The organism is Pseudomonas sp. B21-053 (genome assembly GCF_026016365.1).
Taxonomy (GTDB): domain Bacteria; phylum Pseudomonadota; class Gammaproteobacteria; order Pseudomonadales; family Pseudomonadaceae; genus Aquipseudomonas; species Aquipseudomonas nunensis.
In genome coordinates this window covers 4997948-5014825 of the sequence record NZ_CP087205.1, presented here as the reverse complement: position 1 = coordinate 5014825, position 16878 = coordinate 4997948, and the positions used below count along the sequence as shown (strand labels likewise).

The following is a 16878-nucleotide window of genomic DNA, read 5'->3' as shown; positions in this document are numbered from 1 at the left end:
TTGACTGTCGAGCTGTACCGGTTCAGCCTGCCAAGGCTTTTTCGGTAGACCCCTTCACAAAGGAGACACTCGATGCCCTTCGCAACAATAGACGGACAACCCCTGCACTACATCGACCAAGGCACTGGCCCGGCCGTACTGCTGGCCGGCAGTTACCTGTGGGACCAAGCCATGTGGGCGCCGCAGATTGCCGCGCTGTCGCAGCACTACCGGGTGATTGCCCTGGACCTCTGGGGTCACGGCCAATCCGGTCAACTACCCGAAGGCACCACATCGCTGGATGACATTGCTCGCCAGGCCCAGGCGCTGCTCGATCACCTGGACATCGACCGCGTCACGCTGGTCGGTCTGTCCGTCGGAGGCATGTGGGGCGTGCGTCTGGCGCTGTCCGCACCGCAACGGCTCAACGGCCTGGTGCTGATGGACACCTACGTCGGCGTCGAGCCCGAGCCGACCCGCCAATATTATTTCTCGCTGTTCAAACAGATCGAAGACACCGGCTTGATCTCGCCGCAACTGCTGGACATCGTGGTGCCGATCTTCTTCCGCCCGGGCATCGATCCGCAGTCAGCGCTGTATCAGGACTTCCGCGCAGCATTGGCGGCGCTGCCGGCGGAACGTCTGCGCGAAAGCATCGTGCCGATGGGACGGATTACCTTTGGGCGGGATGATCTGTTGCCGCGTCTGGGCGAGTTGAATCCTGACACCACGCTGGTGATGTGCGGCGATCAGGACAAACCGCGACCGCCGTCGGAAGCACGGGAAATGGCCGGGTTGATTGGTTGCCCGTGTGTGCTGGTGCCGGAGGCGGGGCATATCTCCAATCTGGAGAATGCCGGGTTTGTGACGGAGGCTTTGTTGAAGTTTTTGGCTGAAAGAAATTAGTCGATCGTTCTGACGCCTTCGCGGGCAAGCCTCGCTCCTACAGACAGCGTGAACCTGTAGGAGCGAGGCTTGCCCGCGAAGAGGCCAATGAATTCACTTAGGCCCGAGAATCTTCACCAACTTGTCCGGCGACGGCGCGCCTTGCTGTTGTTGCAGCTCACCCTTGTCATCCATGTAGAAAATCGCCGGGGTCGCCTGCAACTCCAGGTCTTCCATCAACTGCATGTTCGCCGCCAGTTTCGCCTGGATCGCCGGTGGCACGTCTTTCATCGCTTTAAGCGAGCTTTCCTTGCCGGATTTTTCGTGGTCTTCCAGGGCTTTGCTCGGGTCCTTGGCCGCCAGCAGCGCGGCGGATTTGCCGGGGCTGTCTTCGCGGATGATGCCGACCATGATGTGCCGCAACTGCACTTTGCCGGACTTGACCCATGGCCGCGCCTGTTCCCAGAACATGTTGCAGTACGGGCAGTTCGGGTCGCTGAACAGGTACACCACGCGCGGCGCATCCTTGTTGCCGTCGCCGATCCAGTTGCTCGCTTCCATCTTGCCCCAGACTTCCTTGGACATTGGCGCGTAGACCAGTTTCTGCAACGGCGCGCTGCTGAGGTCATTGCCGTCGGCGTCGTACAGGTTGCCGAGCAGGACGTGCTTGCCGCCCGGGGTCAGGTACAGCGCGATGCCGCGGTTCTGGTATTGCGCCGCGTAACCGCGCAAACCGTCCGGTGCGTCGAACTGGCCGACGATCTTCGCGCCCTTGGCTTCGATCTTCTTGATCGCCTCGGGCAATTCTTCAGCGGCCTGCGCCGACGGCAAGTGCAGCAGGGCTGCACCCAGGGTCAGCGTCAGCAGGTGGCGGAGGCGGGGCATGGCAATTTCCTTGCAGAGGTGGCCGGTGCGGCAGGAGTGGGGGTGTCGAAGTTTTCCAGGGCGCGGGCCAGGCTGGCTTCGGACAATTCGCCCAGATGGCTGCCCAGCAGGCGACCGTCGTGGCTATAGAACAGCGTAGTCGGCAAGGCCATGGAGCCGACGGCCTGGCCCAGTCGACCACTGCCGTCGAACAGCACGTTGGACAGGCTCAGGCCCTGGGTTTCCAGGAAAGTGCTGACGCTTTGCATGCTCTCGGCCTGGTTGACGAACAGGAAGGTCAGGTCCGGGCGATGTTGCTGGGCGTTTTCCAGTACCGGCATTTCCCGGCGACACGGTGGGCACCAGGTCGCCCAAAGATTGATCACCAGTGGGCCGCCCTGATAGTCCGCCAGTTGCACGGTTTCGCCAGCGGCATTGCGCAAGGTGATCTCCGGCAGGCGCGTGCCTTGTTCGTAAAGACTCAGGGAGAACGTCGCCAGCAACCAGAACAGTACGCCGCTGCCGACCCCGAAACCCAGAGGTCGGCGCAGACCCGGCCGACGCCAGCTGCGATACAACGCCGCCAGCACCAGCACGATGACCCCCGGCCAGGCGAGAAAACCACCATCGCGCAGGTCGATGATTTGCCACGGATCGTTGCGATAGTGCGCCCAGTAGGCGATCACGAAACTGATCCGCGCCGCCAGCAGCCCTAGTAGAAACAGGCTGAACAGCACCGACTCGGGGTTCTCGCCGCCACGCTTTGCCACCCGCCAGCCAACAAAAGTCGCCAGCGCCAAGGCACTGATCAGCAGCAGGTGGTTAAGCGCGATGGCAAAGGTGCCGAGGGTAAAGGTCAGCATTAACGGGCATCTCGGGTGGTGGTCCAGCGTTGCAGGAAAGTCTCGGCATCGACCTCACCGGTGATGCGCTGGCTGCGGCGTTCGCTGCCATCGGCACCGATCCACAACAGACTGGGCGGCCCCGGCACTTTGTAACGGCCGAGCAGCTCGCGACTGGCGGCATTGTCGGTGGTCACGTCCAGCCGTAGCAAGCGTACGTCTTTCAGGGCGTCGAGGACCTGCGGTTTGGCGAAGACCTGTTTTTCCATGACCTTGCACGACACGCACCAGTCGGCGTAGTAATCCAGCAGCACCCATTGGCCCTGAGCCTGGGCCGCGTCGAGTTCCCGTTGCAGGGCGGCGGGGTCCTTGAGCGTGGTGAAGGCCTCGTGACCTACCGGATTTGCGGCATTGTTTGTATTGGATGCGGTGTACACCTGCAACGGCTTGAACAAGTCATCGCTGCCCCCCGCCGCACCGACCATCAGCAGGCTGCCCCAGATCCCGAGCAACAACGCGCTGGCGCCGAACAACTGGGCGACGCGGCCGAAACCTTCGGATTGCTTCCAGGCGCTGTAGGCGGCGATCAGCAGCAGGGCGCCGCACAGGCCGACCCAGAAGGATTGATCCAGTACCGGGCGCAGCATCAGCAACGCCGTAGCCAGGAACAGGAAACCGAATACGCCTTTGAGCAGGTTCATCCAGGCGCCGGGCTTGGGCAGGAAGCGGTTGCCGACGGTGACCAGCAACAGCAGCGGCACACCGATGCCGATGCCCATGGCAAACAGAATAAGACCGCCATGCAGCGCATTGCCACTTTGCGCGATGTACAGCAGGGCACCGGCCAGTGGCGCGGTCATGCATGGGCCGACCAACAAACCGGACAAGGCCCCGAGCACACCAGCGCCGATCAAACTGCCGCCGCGTTGATTGCGTGAAACGTTTTCCAGCCGATCCCGCAGCGCCACCGGCAATTGCAGTTCGAAGAAACCGAACATCGGCAGCGCCAGCAACACGAAGATCGCCGCGAAACTGCCCAGCAGCCATGGATTTTGCAGCAGCGCCTGGAGGTTTGCCCCCAGCAGCGATGCAAGAACACCCATCGCCGCATACACCAGCGCCATACAGATCACATAGCTGCTGGCCAAGGCAATGCCGCGCTTGGGCGTGGCGCCGCTGCCGACGATCAAACCGGCGAGGATCGGTAGCATCGGCAAGGTGCAAGGCGTAAAGGCCAGCAGCAGGCCGAGCCCGAAGAACACCAGCAAACTCCAGCCCAGCGCCCGCTGTTGCAGGTTGCTGGCCAGAGCCTGGTCCGGTGCTTCATTGATTGTCGCGTTCGTTGCGCTGCTATTACCCAGGTCGACGATTTTGGTCTGTGGCGGATAACACAAGCCAGCATCCGCACAGCCCTGGAAACCGACTTTGATCTGACCCGTGGCTCCGGCCGGGATCTTCAATTCCAGGCCTTGGCGATAGACCTGCTGTTCACCGAAGAACTCATCGCTATGGGATTCACCCGCAGGCAACACGGGCTGTTGGTCCGCAGCCAACCCGTCGAATTTCAGGCGTTTCTGATACAGGTAATAACCGTCGGCGATCTGCCAATACAGTTGGGTTTCACCGGATTCCAGACGTTCTGATGTAAAAACGAATGCCTGCTCGACGGGGAGGAAATCCGGTTTGGTCTCGAACGGATTGGTCCCTGCCTGGGCCAGACCCGAGATCAAGAGAGCAAAGAGGAAAAACAGTCGACGCATGGGTAAGCCTTGTCCCGGTGCAAGTGAGTTGCACAATGGTGGGCGGCGATTAACCGATGATTAACCGCCGCTCATCCCTGCCATGGGGGCTTGATGACGCTCAATCGCGTAACAGTCCGGGCCACGTCAAGTCATCGACTGAATGCGGGCCATATTCGACTTTGTTTTGTCCCATGTTATAGGCGATGTACTTGTTTTCAGTCAGGAAGATGTAGAGGTAATTATCGTCAAACGTCCGGTCTCTTTTGGCAGCGGTAATTATTCTGTTCTTATAGGGCTCCAGGCCTGGCCATGTGATGTTGGTAATGGGTTCTACTGTCACTTTTGGTGGTTGTTTATTAAAGGTTGGATAAACACCTTGGTCGAAATTAAGAAACAAGGAATTTCCATCGTTCATGAGAAAGCGAAATCGTGAAAAGTTGCTGTTAGACGGCCACCACGCACCAGCGACGATACGATCAAAATAAGGTGCCAGGTTGTACCAGGGGGAAACATTGAGTGGGTAGGTTCTGATGACTTTGTCGGTGTCCTGGTTATACTTGCAAACCATGGGTTGAGCGCTGCTGCTGTCGTGATGGAAGAGCCAGAGAACGTCCTGGTCGAAGCCAGCACCCGGTTCCTCTTTGAAATTTGTGGTGCTGAATCCAAATCGAAGTTGTTGGGCATGCAAGTAGAAGTTATGCCAGTTACTGTGTTTGATCAAGGCGGGATACCCCTCGGGTACCCGATCCTCGCTAATGTCGAATCGGCTGTAAGTATTGCTGTCTTTAAAGAAGAAGAAAATTTTGTCTTTGCCCGCGAGCCAGTCGACGGCGACCACGTTTTTAAGCGTTGGCATCAGTTGAATCCTTTCTATGTATAGTTGATGTTTGGAGTGGCTCTTTTATACGATGTTTATTGTTTGAGTGGTAACGCGGTTTTGTGTCTGTTTTAAACCGGATGATTCTAAGTTATTCGCGTAAAGTTGTTCGCGGCGGCGGTTTTATCCGAATCCATCACAACGGATTTTTTCGCGTGAGCGCAGCGGGTGGACCGTTGTGCTTCTCGTCCTGTATCGGGCTTGCCATAATTGCCCCTTAATACTCACCTGCTTGACTCACGTTTTTGCTCATGGAGCTCCCATGCACGTACTGGTTTGCGAAGACGACGAGTTGATCGCCAGCGGCATCGTCGCCGGCCTCACCGCCCAAGGCCTGACCGTGGAGCATGCGGCCACGGCTTCCGCTGCGCGGGCGATGCTCAAGGTCGCCGAGTTCGACGTCATGGTGCTCGACCTCGGCCTACCGGACGAAGACGGCCTCAAGCTGTTGCAGCAGCTGCGTCATAACGGTCTGGAGACGCCGGTGCTGATCCTGACTGCGCGGGATTCGGTCACCGACCGGGTCGATGGCCTGCAGGCCGGTGCGGACGATTACCTGCTCAAACCTTTCGACCTGCGAGAACTCGCCGCGCGCCTGCACACGTTGCTGCGCCGGGTGGCCGGGCGCAGCGTCAACCTGATCGAGCACGGCGCCCTGACGTACGACCCTAGCAGCCGTGAAACCATGCTCGCCGGCCAACCGGTGGACCTGTCGCGTCGCGAGCAGTCGCTGCTGCAGGCCTTGCTGCATAACCGTGGTCGGGTGTTGTCCACCGAGCAACTGAAGGACAGCGTCTACGGTTTCAACGATGAGCTGGAAAGCAACGCGCTCAACGTTCATATCCATCACCTGCGGCGTAAACTCGGCAATGGCATCGTCGAAACGGTGCGTGGCCTGGGCTATCGCCTCGGGCCGGCGGATGGTGGAGATCAATCGAAGTGATGAGCCTGCGTTTGCGCCTGAGCCTGACCCTCGGCGCCGCTTTTGCGCTGATCTGGGCCCTGGCGGCGGCCTGGATGCTCAGCGACCTGCGTAACCAGATGATGTTTTCCCTCGACCAGCGCCTGGTCGCCTCGGCGCGCATGGTCGCCGGCCTGATGGAGCAATTGCCGGCGCTGCCGACCAAGGGCGAGGGCACGCATTTCAGCGCGGAGCAGTTGAACGTCCCCGGCGGCATGGCCTGTCAGGTCAGTTCGTTGCGTGGCGAAATCCTCGCGCGCAGTCACACCGACCCGCAACAAACCCTCGAAGCCGAGAAAATGGGCTTCCATGACCAGATGATCGATGGTGCGCCGTGGCGCAGTTTTACCCTGGCGCGCGGCGATCTGCGGATCACCACGGCGGACCGGCAGATCGAACGCGAAGCCTTGAACATGTCGATCCTGCTGGCCGCTTCGGTGCCGGTGGGCGTGGCGTTGCTCGGTTGCCTGTGCCTGCTTTGGCTGGGGATCGGTCAGGGCCTGGCGCCGCTCAATCGCATGCGCGATGCCTTGATGCGCCGTAGCGCCGACTCGCTGGAACCGTTGCAGATCCAGCCGCTGCCCAGCGAGTTGCAACCGTTGCTCGACACGCAGAATCAGCTGTTCCAGCGCATCGGCCGGACCATCGAACGCGAACGCCGCCTGACCGGGGACGCCGCCCATGAGTTGCGCAGCCCGCTGACCGCGATCAAGACCCACCTGCAAGTGGCGCGCATGACCGACGGCGCGGCGCGGGATCAATCCCTGGCCCGGGCCGAAGAGGGCGCTGATCGCCTGCATCGCACCCTTGAACAATTGTTATTGCTGGCGCGAGTCGAGGGCAGTTTGTCGTTCGATGACGGCGTGCAGTGCAGCGCCGAGCAAGTCGCGAAGCTGGCGATTCAGGATGCCGCCAGCGGTGATCGCCAGCGCATCAAGTTTCAGCCGCCGATCAAGTGTTCGGCTGCCCCGGTGCAAATGCCCGCGGTGCTGTCGATTGCCGCGCTGCGCAACTTGCTGGACAACGCCCTGCGCCATACCCCAAGCGACGGGGCCGTGGAGTTGAGCCTGGAAACCACCGGCAACCGCGTGCGTTTCGTGGTCCGCGACCATGGGCCGGGGATTGCCGCCGATGACCTGCAACACCTGACCCAACGTTTCTGGCGCAACGGCCAGAGCACCGGTTGCGGCTTGGGGCTGGCGATTGTCCAGGCGATTGTTCAGCGTTGTGCGTGCACGTTGCACTTCGACAGTCGCCCGGACGGGTTGCGGGTCGAGTTGACCATGCCATTGCAAACGGTCTGACACTCACCACAAAACCCTGTGTAGGAGCCGCCGAAGGCTGCGATCTTTTGATCTTGCTCTTAAAAACAAAGATCAAAAGATCGCAGCCTTCGGCGGCTCCTACGGGGGATCTTGGTTGCACATCAAATGTAACCTCTCTCCGTTGGCATTCCTGCCCTAACCGGCGCTATCTTCCCGGCAGCTTTGACTCAATGGATTGAGGTATCAGCGCCATGGATGCACCCCTGCACATCTGCAAGGCAACCGCTGCCGACGTCGGCATTATCAGCCGGATCGTCGAGCGTTCGATCCGGGTCGGTTGCGCCCTCGACCACCGCAACGACGCGAAAATCGTCGCGGCCTGGACCCACAACAAAACCGCCGACCACATCCTCGCCTGGCTGACCGACCAACGGCTATACCTGAATATCGCGTTGCTCCACGACAAGCCGATCGGTGTCGCCATGGCCGCGAGCAGCGGCAAGATCGCCTTCTGCTACGTGCAACCGGAATGGTTTCGCCGTGGCGCCGGGCAGGCCTTGATCCGTGACCTGGAAGCCTGGTTGCGCGCCCGGGACTTGCCCCAGGCCCGACTCAACAGCACCCGCACCAGCGAAGCCTTTTATCGGCACCTGGGTTATCGCGCCTGCGCCGAAACCTTCAGCGTGGCGGGGCTGTATGCCATTCCGATGCACAGGATGCTGGCGCCACCTTCATAGAAAGCTGAGCGCGGGTCTAAATCCTCACGCCCCTGATGCGTTTCCAGAACAGGAAAACCTGCAAGTGCGCCCCGTGACCGGAACGCGCACCTGCCCGGTGTGCAGTTTTGGTCACTATCAACAGCGTATTGAGGGGTCGAGAGATGTCAGTCGCTACCAGCCTTATCGAAGATCAGCCGGCCCGGGTTGCCCCGACGCCTGCCGAGACGCTTTACCAGTTCAACGAATCGCCGTTGCTGGCCCGTCAGAGCCAGCAGGAATCGAATGCCCGCAGCTACCCGCGACGCATTCCCCTGGCACTCAAGCGCGCCAAGGGCATCTATGTCGAAGACGTCGAGGGCCGCCGTTTCATCGATTGCCTGGCCGGTGCCGGGACGTTGGCGTTGGGGCACAACCATGCGGTGGTGATCGAAGCGATCCAGCAAGTGCTGACCGATGAACTGCCGCTGCACACCCTCGACCTGACGACGCCGGTCAAGGATCAGTTTGTCCAAGACTTGTTTGGTTTGCTGCCGCCGGCATTAGCGGCGGAAGCCAAGATTCAATTTTGCGGCCCGACCGGCACCGATGCGGTGGAAGCCGCGCTGAAACTGGTACGCACCGCGACCGGGCGCAGCACCGTGTTGTCGTTCCAGGGCGGTTATCACGGCATGAGCCAGGGCGCGTTGAGCCTGATGGGCAGCCTGGGGCCGAAAAAACCCTTGGGCGCGTTGCTCAGCAGCGGCGTGCAGTTTATGCCGTACCCGTACGATTACCGCTGCCCGTTCGGCCTCGGCGGCGCGCAAGGGGTGCAGGTCAACCTCAACTACCTGGAAAACCTGCTCAATGACCCGGAGGCCGGCGTGCAATTGCCGGCGGCGGTGATCGTCGAAGTGGTGCAGGGCGAGGGCGGGGTGATCCCGGCGGATCTCGACTGGTTGCGCGGCTTGCGGCGTATCACCGAGCAGGCCGGCGTGGCGCTGATCGTCGATGAAATCCAGAGCGGTTTCGCCCGCACCGGCAAGATGTTTGCCTTCGAACACGCCGGGATCATTCCGGACGTGGTGGTGCTGTCCAAGGCAATCGGCGGCAGTCTGCCGCTGGCGGTGGTGGTTTATCGCGACTGGCTCGACACCTGGCTGCCGGGCGCGCATGCCGGGACCTTCCGTGGCAATCAGATGGCCATGGCCGCCGGCTCGGCGGTGATGCGTTACCTGAAAGACAACAACGTCTGCGAACACGCCGCTGCCATGGGCGAACGCCTGAGCGAACACCTGCGCATCCTGCAACGGGACTTCCCGCAGCTGGGTGACATTCGTGGTCGCGGCCTGATGCTCGGCGTCGAACTGGTCGACCCGAGCGGCACGCTGGACGTGCAAGGCCATCCACCGGCATTCGGTCGCCTGGCGCCGCTGGTGCAGCGCGAATGCCTCAAGCGCGGCTTGATCCTCGAACTCGGCGGTCGACATGGCGCAGTGGTGCGCTTCCTGCCGCCGCTGGTGATCACCGCAGCGGAAATCGACCGGGTCGCGGAGATTTTCGGCCGTGCGTTGGCGGCGGCCACTGCCAGCCTCTAAATTTTCCGGGGCCTCGAACGTTCCTTCTACATACCGGCTGCACGCGCCGTGCAGCCCACCCCTACAACGATGGAGAGATAGCATGACGTCAGTATTCGACCGCGAGGACATCCTCTTTCAGGTCGTGGTCAACCACGAAGAGCAATACTCGATCTGGCCCGACTACAAAGCCGTGCCACAAGGCTGGCGCACTGTGGGCAAGAGTGGCCTGAAGAAAGAATGCCTGGCCTACATCGAAGAAACCTGGACCGACATGCGTCCGCTGAGCTTGCGTCAGAAGATGGAAGAGCAGGCAGCAGTGGCTCACTGAAGTCTTCGCCCATAAAAAAACCGCTGAACCGGTAACGGTCAGCGGTTTTTTTATTGGTCTGGAATTTGTGGTGGCTGTGAAGTCGCCTTCGCGGGCAAGCCTCGCTCCTACAGGGATATGCGATTGATCGTTCCCACGCTCTGCGTGGGAACGATCTAAAAGATCGCAGCCTTCGGCAGCTCCTACGCCGACCGCGTTTCCCTGTAGGAGCTGCCGAAGGCTGCGATCTTTTGATCTTAGGCCGAAGGCCCGTCACTCAACCCCTTGATCAGCAAATCCACGTTCCCTTCCAGCTCGGCCACCGGGTCCGCACCGTCGGTGCTCAACACCACCAAGCGGCTGCCGGCCTCGCTGATCACTGCTTTCAACGCCTCCGACGGCTGGCGATGGTGCAACACTACCGCCACGTCATTGTCCTTGAGCGTCGCGCCCAATTGTTTGAGCGCTTGCGGGGTCCACTCGGCATCCGGCCGCGAATCGAGGCCGACCAGTTCCAGGTTGAGGCCGCCGACCAGGTATCCGAAGTGATCACTCAGGCTCAGCACCGTCAGGTTATCAACGCTGGCCAGCCGCGCTTCGCTGTCGGCGCTGAGCTTGAGCAAACGCTGCTTGAGCGCCGCCAGGTTGGCTTCGATCTTCGGCTTGGCTTCGGGGGCCAGGCGCACCAGGTCCGCCGCCATCACGTCGGCCATGCGCCCCATGTTGTTGCTGGAAAACCATGGCTGGCTGTTCAAGCCATCGACCTTGTTGCCCGGCTGCACGGCGATGCCGGCCAGGGCGCCGTCCACCGGGCGGGCGGCGTCGATTTCAATGATGCGGATATTGCTGCGGCGTGCGTTCGGGTACAGCGGATCGTCCGGCCACAACGAGCGGATGCCAATCACCGCATCAGCGTCGGCCGCCAGTTTGCTCAGCTCGGCTGCGCCACGCCCGGTGAAGTAAGCGGTCTGCCGCGTACCGGGCAGGTTGGCCGGTGCCGCGCGCTCGATGGCGACATCGGTGCCTTCCAGCAACACGCTGCCCAGGCCATAGGTCACCGGCAGTGACGCCAGCACCAGCATTTTGTGCGCTGACGACGAGGCGAACAGGGCGGTATTACCGACCCCATGATTGGCCACCAGGCGCATCGGTTCGAAGTTGTCGCCGGCCAACGCATTGAAAGAAGCTGTCCCGCACAGGGCCACGGCCAGGCTCAATTGACGCAAAGTAAAAGACATTTATCCGAGATTCCCTTTCAGACTTGGAACGACACCGCGCGCGATGGCGGAGAGGGCGAAGGCGATACCGGCCACCAGAATGATCGCGGCACCGGACGGGATCGGCAGGTCGAAAACAATCGGCGCCAGAATCCCGCACAGGGTGCTGACTGTCGCAATCGCCACCGAGCACCAGAAAAACCCCTTCAGCGACTGGCTGAGCAACCGCGCCGCCGCTGCCGGAATCACCAGCAGGGCACCGACCAGAATTGCGCCGATGACTTTCACCGCCGCGACGGTGATCAGGGTCACCAGAATCACGAACAGGTAATCCAGGGTCTTCACCGCCACCCCGCGCACCGCCGCCAGTTGCGGGTTGAAACTGGCGAGCATGATGCGGTTGTACAGCGGCAGGGCCAGAGCCATCACCAACGAACCGACGATGGCCAACACCAGCAAGTCATTGCCGTTGACCGTCAACACCGAACCGAACAGCACGTTTTCCAGAATGTGCACGTTGATCTTGCCCGCCAGAATCAACAGCAGGCTCGCGCCCAATGCCAAAGACACCGAAAGGAACACGCCGATCAGCGTGTCCGGCGCCAGGCCGGTGCGGTTGCGCAGGTAGTTGAGCAGGATGCCGAACAACAGGCAGTAACCGAACAGGCTGCCATACGGTCCGGTGTAGGGTTCGCCGAGCAGGATGCCGATGGCCACCCCGGTCAGCGCCGCGTGACCCACCGCTTCGGAGAAAAACGCGAAACGCTTGACCACCACCAGCGTGCCCAGGCCGCCGAGCACCGGGCCGATCAACAGGCCGGCGAGTAGCGCATTCACCACAAATCCATAGGCCAGCGCTTCCGGCAGATAACCCGAAGAAGCCCAGCCCTGGACCATCAAACGAAAGGCTTCGTAACTCATCAGACAGCGCTCCGTGGATGGGTCGAGAACAGGGTCAGTAAGCGTTCCGGGGTTAGCGCCTGTTGCGGCGTGGCATCGAACAGCACCCGGCGATTGAGCCCGGTGACCCGGTCCGCCAGACGCCCGACGGCTTCCAGGTCGTGCTCGATCCAGAGCACGGTGATGCCGCTCTGGCGCCAGTCGCCGAGCAGCCGCTCGAACACCTGGATGCCAGCTTCATCGAGGGCCGACATCGGCTCGTCGAGCACCAGCAGTTGCGGCGCCGGGATCAGCCCTTGGGCCAGCAACACCCGCTGGCGTTCACCGCCGGACAACGCGCCCATGCGGCGCTTGCGTTTGTCCTGCATGCCGACCCGTTCCAGCGCTTCGCCAATCGCCGCCGCGTAATGCTTGCTCAAGCCGAGAAACGCCGGGCGCCGCTGACACATGGCGGCCATGAAATCGTCGACGGTCATTGGCAGGCCACGATCAAACTCCAGCGCTTGCGGCACGTAGCCGATGGTGCCGGGCTCGCCGGGCCATTGCAGGCTCAGGCGACCTTGATGGGGCATTTGCCCGAGCAGGGTCTTGATCAGCGAACTCTTGCCGCCGCCGTTCGGGCCGACCAGCGCATGCACGGTGCCGGGCTGGACAGTGAAGGTGACCTTATCGAGGATCGTCGTGCGACCCAGCGTCAGGCTGACCTCCGCAAAATCCAGAGTCGGACCGAAGACTTGTGGGAGCGGGCTTGCTCGCGAATGCGGTGGATCAGTCAAATCCAATGTCGACTGACACGACGCCTTCGCGAGCAAGCCCGCTCCCACAGGGGATTCGGGGGTATTCGAGTGAATGCTTTCTTTCGCGGTCATGACCCCGACTCCTGAATCGCCCGCACCACGGTGTTGAGGTTGCCGGTCATTTCTTTTTCGTACTTGTCGGCGGTGTATTCGCCGTACGAGATGTGCGACAGCGGGTACAGCTTCACGCCGGATTCACGCTGGATGGTGTCGACGTAGGTGGACGGGAAATCCATCTCCGAGAAGATCACTTTCACGTCCAGCTCACGCAGTTGATCGATGGTTTTCTTCAACTGGCTCGGGCTCGGTTCGATGCCGTGGGCTGGTTCGACCACCGCCGTCACTTCCAGGCCAAATTCGCGCAGCAGATAGTCGTAGGCCGCGTGGACCGTGGCCACCCGCAGTTCGGCGTTCGGCGCCTGGGTCAGTTTGGCCAGGGCGTCGGCGCGCATCTGCCGCAGGCGTTTGCCGTAGGCGCGGGCGTTCTGGGTGTAGGTCTTGGCGTTGTCCGGGTCGAGCTTGCCGAGTTCCCGGGCAATGTTGTTGACCTGGGCAATCGAGGCGCTGATCGACAAAAACGTGTGCGGATTGACCACCTTGCCGGCACCGCGCGCGGCAGTGCCGGTGGCGGCCAGCAGCGGCACGTTTTCGTTGGCTTCGATCACTGGGATGTTCGGGGTTTCGCTGGCGGCGATCATGCGGTCGGCGAAGTCGTCATGCCCGACGCCATTCAGCACGATCACGTCCAGCCCGCTGATGCGCTTGATGTCTTCACCGCGCGGTTCGTAGGCGTGGGGGTTGAAACCGGCCGGGATCAGCGGCACCACTTCGGCCTTGTCGCCGACGATGTTGGCCACGTAGCTGTAATAAGGGTGCAGGGTGATGCCGATACGCAGGCGCTTGGCCTGATCGGCGCTGACCAACGGAGCCAGCAGCAAGGCGCACAGACCGACCAGCAGCAGGCGCAAAAACGAGCGTTGAGATGAAATAGGCATGGGAAAGCGGTCTTCTCTCGGGTGAAGGCGAGGGGTCAGTGCCGGTGCTGGCGGGTCACGCCGGCATCGAATTGCGCGACGATCTGCTGCCAGCCAGCGCTTTCCAGCGCGGCGTCTGTCAGGTCAGTCGGCGCCGCGAGGGTTTTGCTGCGGTTGAGCCAGACGTCCGGCGCATCGTCGTCAGCGGTCAAACGCATCAGGAACGAACCGGCCACGCTCGGCGCCTGGCTCTGGCCGAAATAGGCCTTGGTGCTGAGCAACTGCCACGCATGGCCACCGCGACTGACCGAACTGGCGTCCTGGGCAAACGGCGCGAAGCCTTCATCGGCCAGCGCTTCGGGCGTCGGCAGCGTCGTTTGCTCCTGGCGCAGCAAGTGAATCTCGTCCAGGGTCACCCGCAGATCGGCATAGATGCCTTGCTCGGAAGCGCTCAGGTCGCGGCGCGCATCCAGTTGATGGCTGCTGACAGTGCTCACGTCCTGGGATTCGTGGCGCCAGGCGACCACCGAACCGGCCACCGCGAGGATCACCAGGCACAACAGCAACACATACAGGGTTTCATGGCCGGCACCGGCGGGGCGCACGACTTGGGTAGTGGGCGTACTCATGTTCAGGGCGCCTCAATGTCGGCTTGGTCGATCTCGACTACGTGGCCGGGACCGGCGTCGAACAGCACATAGAACTCGGCGGCGGGTTTCTTGAACACCAGCGTCGAGTCGGTGCCGAGCTTGCCCGGCACGAGGATGGTTTCGTCGTAGCCGATCACGTCCAGGGTCACCCCCGGTGCGCCGCTGCCATCGGAGAAACCGCCGGTGCATTTGATTTGCTCAGCGTCGATGGCCTTGCATTCGCACATCGGGTTATGGGCCAGGGCACTCGCACTGAAGCCGGCGCCGAGCACCAGCAGCGCGACGCGCAACGGGCGGAAAAGGTTGATCATGGTTTGCCTCCTTGTTTGTTCAGCCAGGCGATGGTGGCCGGGGATGCCTGGCTCAGGGGGATCGAGGCCTGATGCATGCTGCCGTCCCAGCCTTCCATGGTGATCCACAGTTCGGCGTCGGCCGGGGTCTTGACCGGCACCGGCAACGAGGCACCCATGCGGTACGGCGTGCCGAAGAAAATCACCCCGGCGGCGCGCAGGCTGCGCGGTTTACCGATGCGCAGGTAGGTGGCCTTGACCTGTTCGACACAGGCGTTGCACAGGGCGGCGTTGAAGTTTTTCAGGTGACTGGCGGGGCCGTCCGGGCGCGGTGCTTCGTCGCGAAGTTCGGCCAGACGCATGCTCCATGGGCCGACCCGGATCTCGCCGATTTCGCGTTCGCCCAGGCCGCTGTCACCGCGAAGCAGCGAGGCTTCGCTGAAGTATTTGGGCATGAAACCCAAGGGGATCAGCAGCAACAGGATATTTAAGTGGAAACGCCATTTGTGCCAGAACACACTCAGGCGCGACGGTTGTGGGGCGGCGGTGACTTTGCTCACAGGCTGGCCTCCGAGGTTTTGCGGCTGATGCTTGATTGCGCCGTGGCGCTGCGTTGTTTCTTTTCGCTGCGCTTGAGCGCATTGGCGGTGGCCAGGGCGGTGCGTTTGGTCCAGATCAGCAGCCCGCTCAGCACCATCATGCTCAGCACCAGACCGAAGAAGAACCAGATCAGCTTGATCCACAGCCCACCGAAATCCCCGGTGTGCAGCGGTCGCATGGATTCGGTGACGAACTCCAGTGCCGTACGGTCCGAGAGCAATCGCGAGGCGGCGATTTCACCGTTGTACGGGTTGATCGTCGCGGTCTGGAACATCAGCGGATACCAACCGCGGCCACCAATGTCCAGGTGGCTGTAGCCATTGCCCGGCAGGCTGACAAAACTGGCTTCGAGCCCGGGAATTTTCTGCATGGCGATCTCAATCGCGCGATCCAGATCGATGCGCGGTGGCGGCGAGCCGTCAGCGGACAGCGGCACCGCTTCGCGGGACATGGCGGGAATGACCGGCTCGCTGGAGATGGAGATCTGGTTGTCGTACAGCAGGGCTTCAATCAAGAACCACAGGCCGGTGACGGAAATCACGGCGATGAACCAGATCGACCAGATGCCGCTGAGGCGGTGAAAGTCGCCCCAGAAAATCCGCGCGCCGTGACGAAAGCGCAAAGTCGGCTTGAAGAAGCCTTTCCAGAATTTCTTGTAGACCACCAGCCCGGTAATCAGTGAAACCAGCAGCGGCAAGCCGAGGAACGACACCAGGTACCAGCCCCAACTGTAGCCATTGGTGAACGGCACCAGCCACCAGCCATGCAAGGCGCGGGTGAATTGTTTGAAGTTGAACGTGGGCGCAACGCCCTGGATCACCCCGGTGTACGGGTTGACGTAGACCGTCGTCGAGCGCCCGTCGGGATAGCTGACGCTCACGTCGAGGGCGAAGTGCGATTCGTCGGGGCGCTTGATCGATTGCACCAATGTCAGGGGTTCGGCTTGCTTGAGGGCCGCGAGGACCTGGTCGTAACTGAGCCGTGGCGCATCGTCCGACGGTGGGCTGGCGCGCATTTGCGGGTTGGCCAGCCAGACGATTTCCTGGCTGACGACGGCCAGGGTCCCGGTGACGCAGACGATCAACACAAAAAACCAGATCGGCAACGCCAGCCAGCTATGGACGAGAAACCAGAGTTTTGAGCGGGATTTCTTCGACATGATTAAAGGTCTTGTTTCGATGAAGGGACCTCTACTGCGGGCTTCGCAGCGTGATGGTCCTCGAAAAGCCCGGCCGTGGCTTTTGCCTACGCGGCCGGACTGCATCTAGATAAGACGGATGAGCAGTGAAAATCCCGAAGGCTTATATGAAAGTAAATGTTTCGCGTTCCAGTTCTTGAAAAGATCGCAGCCTTCGGCAGCTCCTACAGGATTGATGTCGATCCGCAATACTGGGTAGGAGCTGCCGAAGGCTGCGATCTTTTGATCTTGCTTCTGATCCAACACGAACCATGG

General features: G+C 61.4%; 18 protein-coding genes. 6 read left to right on the top strand and 12 right to left on the bottom strand.

Annotated elements, in window-relative coordinates; genetic code table 11:
• Positions 1-72: 72 nt before the first annotated feature.
• Entirely contained in the window at positions 73-885 is an 813-nt protein-coding gene (locus tag LOY68_RS22325; RefSeq protein ID WP_265039960.1) for an alpha/beta fold hydrolase, read from the top strand.
• 93 nt (positions 886-978) lie between these two features.
• Here LOY68_RS22325 and dsbG read toward each other — a convergent pair whose 3' ends face one another.
• The 4 genes from dsbG to LOY68_RS22305 form a co-directional block, all read right to left on the bottom strand.
• Positions 979-1749: a thiol:disulfide interchange protein DsbG gene (dsbG, locus tag LOY68_RS22320; protein WP_054614036.1), complete on the bottom strand. Its 771-nt coding sequence runs from the start codon at positions 1747-1749 to the stop codon at positions 979-981.
• Complete coding sequence (locus LOY68_RS22315) at positions 1725-2591, bottom strand: TlpA disulfide reductase family protein (RefSeq protein ID WP_265039959.1); 867 nt, start codon at positions 2589-2591, stop codon at positions 1725-1727. The genes dsbG and LOY68_RS22315 overlap by 25 nt, the downstream gene beginning before the upstream one ends.
• A complete protein-coding gene (gene dsbD, locus LOY68_RS22310; protein ID WP_265039958.1) occupies positions 2591-4330 on the bottom strand; it encodes a protein-disulfide reductase DsbD in 1740 nt (579 codons plus the stop codon). Before dsbD ends, LOY68_RS22315 begins: the two co-directional genes overlap by 1 nt.
• 100 nt (positions 4331-4430) lie before the next feature.
• Positions 4431-5168: a hypothetical protein gene (locus LOY68_RS22305; protein ID WP_265039956.1), complete on the bottom strand. Its 738-nt coding sequence runs from the start codon at positions 5166-5168 to the stop codon at positions 4431-4433.
• A 283-nt stretch (positions 5169-5451) separates the two neighbouring features.
• On the opposite strand from LOY68_RS22305, the gene LOY68_RS22300 reads away from it, so the two are divergent.
• The 5 genes from LOY68_RS22300 to LOY68_RS22280 all read left to right on the top strand — a co-directional run bounded on the left by LOY68_RS22300 (position 5452) and on the right by LOY68_RS22280 (position 10018).
• Positions 5452-6132, top strand: a complete 681-nt coding sequence (locus LOY68_RS22300; protein WP_265039954.1) for a response regulator — start codon at positions 5452-5454, stop codon at positions 6130-6132.
• Positions 6129-7454, top strand: coding sequence for an ATP-binding protein (locus LOY68_RS22295; RefSeq protein ID WP_163913283.1), 1326 nt, complete (start codon positions 6129-6131; stop codon positions 7452-7454). Before LOY68_RS22300 ends, LOY68_RS22295 begins: the two co-directional genes overlap by 4 nt.
• Before the next feature lie 212 nt (positions 7455-7666).
• Positions 7667-8152, top strand: a complete 486-nt coding sequence (locus LOY68_RS22290; protein ID WP_265039952.1) for a GNAT family N-acetyltransferase — start codon at positions 7667-7669, stop codon at positions 8150-8152.
• A 143-nt stretch (positions 8153-8295) separates the two neighbouring features.
• Entirely contained in the window at positions 8296-9708 is a 1413-nt protein-coding gene (locus tag LOY68_RS22285; RefSeq protein ID WP_265039951.1) for an aspartate aminotransferase family protein, read from the top strand.
• 82 nt (positions 9709-9790) lie between these two features.
• A complete protein-coding gene (locus LOY68_RS22280) occupies positions 9791-10018 on the top strand; it encodes an MbtH family protein (RefSeq protein WP_007990131.1) in 228 nt (75 codons plus the stop codon).
• Between the two features lie 236 nt (positions 10019-10254).
• Here LOY68_RS22280 and LOY68_RS22275 read toward each other — a convergent pair whose 3' ends face one another.
• The 8 genes from LOY68_RS22275 to LOY68_RS22240 are packed head-to-tail and all read right to left on the bottom strand — an operon-like array spanning position 10255 to position 16584.
• Positions 10255-11235, bottom strand: a complete 981-nt coding sequence (locus tag LOY68_RS22275; RefSeq protein ID WP_265039947.1) for a metal ABC transporter substrate-binding protein — start codon at positions 11233-11235, stop codon at positions 10255-10257.
• Entirely contained in the window at positions 11236-12135 is a 900-nt protein-coding gene (locus LOY68_RS22270) for a metal ABC transporter permease (protein ID WP_054052155.1), read from the bottom strand.
• Positions 12135-12983 carry a metal ABC transporter ATP-binding protein gene (locus tag LOY68_RS22265; protein WP_265039946.1) on the bottom strand — a complete coding sequence of 283 codons (849 nt, stop codon included), beginning with the start codon at positions 12981-12983 and terminating at the stop codon, positions 12135-12137. Before LOY68_RS22265 ends, LOY68_RS22270 begins: the two co-directional genes overlap by 1 nt.
• Positions 12980-13906, bottom strand: a complete 927-nt coding sequence (locus LOY68_RS22260) for a metal ABC transporter substrate-binding protein (RefSeq protein WP_265039944.1) — start codon at positions 13904-13906, stop codon at positions 12980-12982. The genes LOY68_RS22265 and LOY68_RS22260 overlap by 4 nt, the downstream gene beginning before the upstream one ends.
• A 35-nt stretch (positions 13907-13941) precedes the next feature.
• Complete coding sequence (locus tag LOY68_RS22255; RefSeq protein WP_265039942.1) at positions 13942-14514, bottom strand: DUF6162 family protein; 573 nt, start codon at positions 14512-14514, stop codon at positions 13942-13944.
• Positions 14515-14516: 2 nt separating this feature from the next.
• Entirely contained in the window at positions 14517-14846 is a 330-nt protein-coding gene (locus LOY68_RS22250) for a hypothetical protein (RefSeq protein WP_265039940.1), read from the bottom strand.
• The gene (locus LOY68_RS22245; RefSeq protein ID WP_265039939.1) at positions 14843-15385 is read right to left on the bottom strand and encodes a thiamine pyrophosphate-binding protein; all 543 of its coding nucleotides are present in this window, start codon (positions 15383-15385) and stop codon (positions 14843-14845) included. The genes LOY68_RS22250 and LOY68_RS22245 overlap by 4 nt, the downstream gene beginning before the upstream one ends.
• Positions 15382-16584, bottom strand: coding sequence for a PepSY-associated TM helix domain-containing protein (locus LOY68_RS22240; RefSeq protein WP_265039937.1), 1203 nt, complete (start codon positions 16582-16584; stop codon positions 15382-15384). The genes LOY68_RS22245 and LOY68_RS22240 overlap by 4 nt, the downstream gene beginning before the upstream one ends.
• Between the last annotated feature and the right edge of the window lie 294 nt (positions 16585-16878).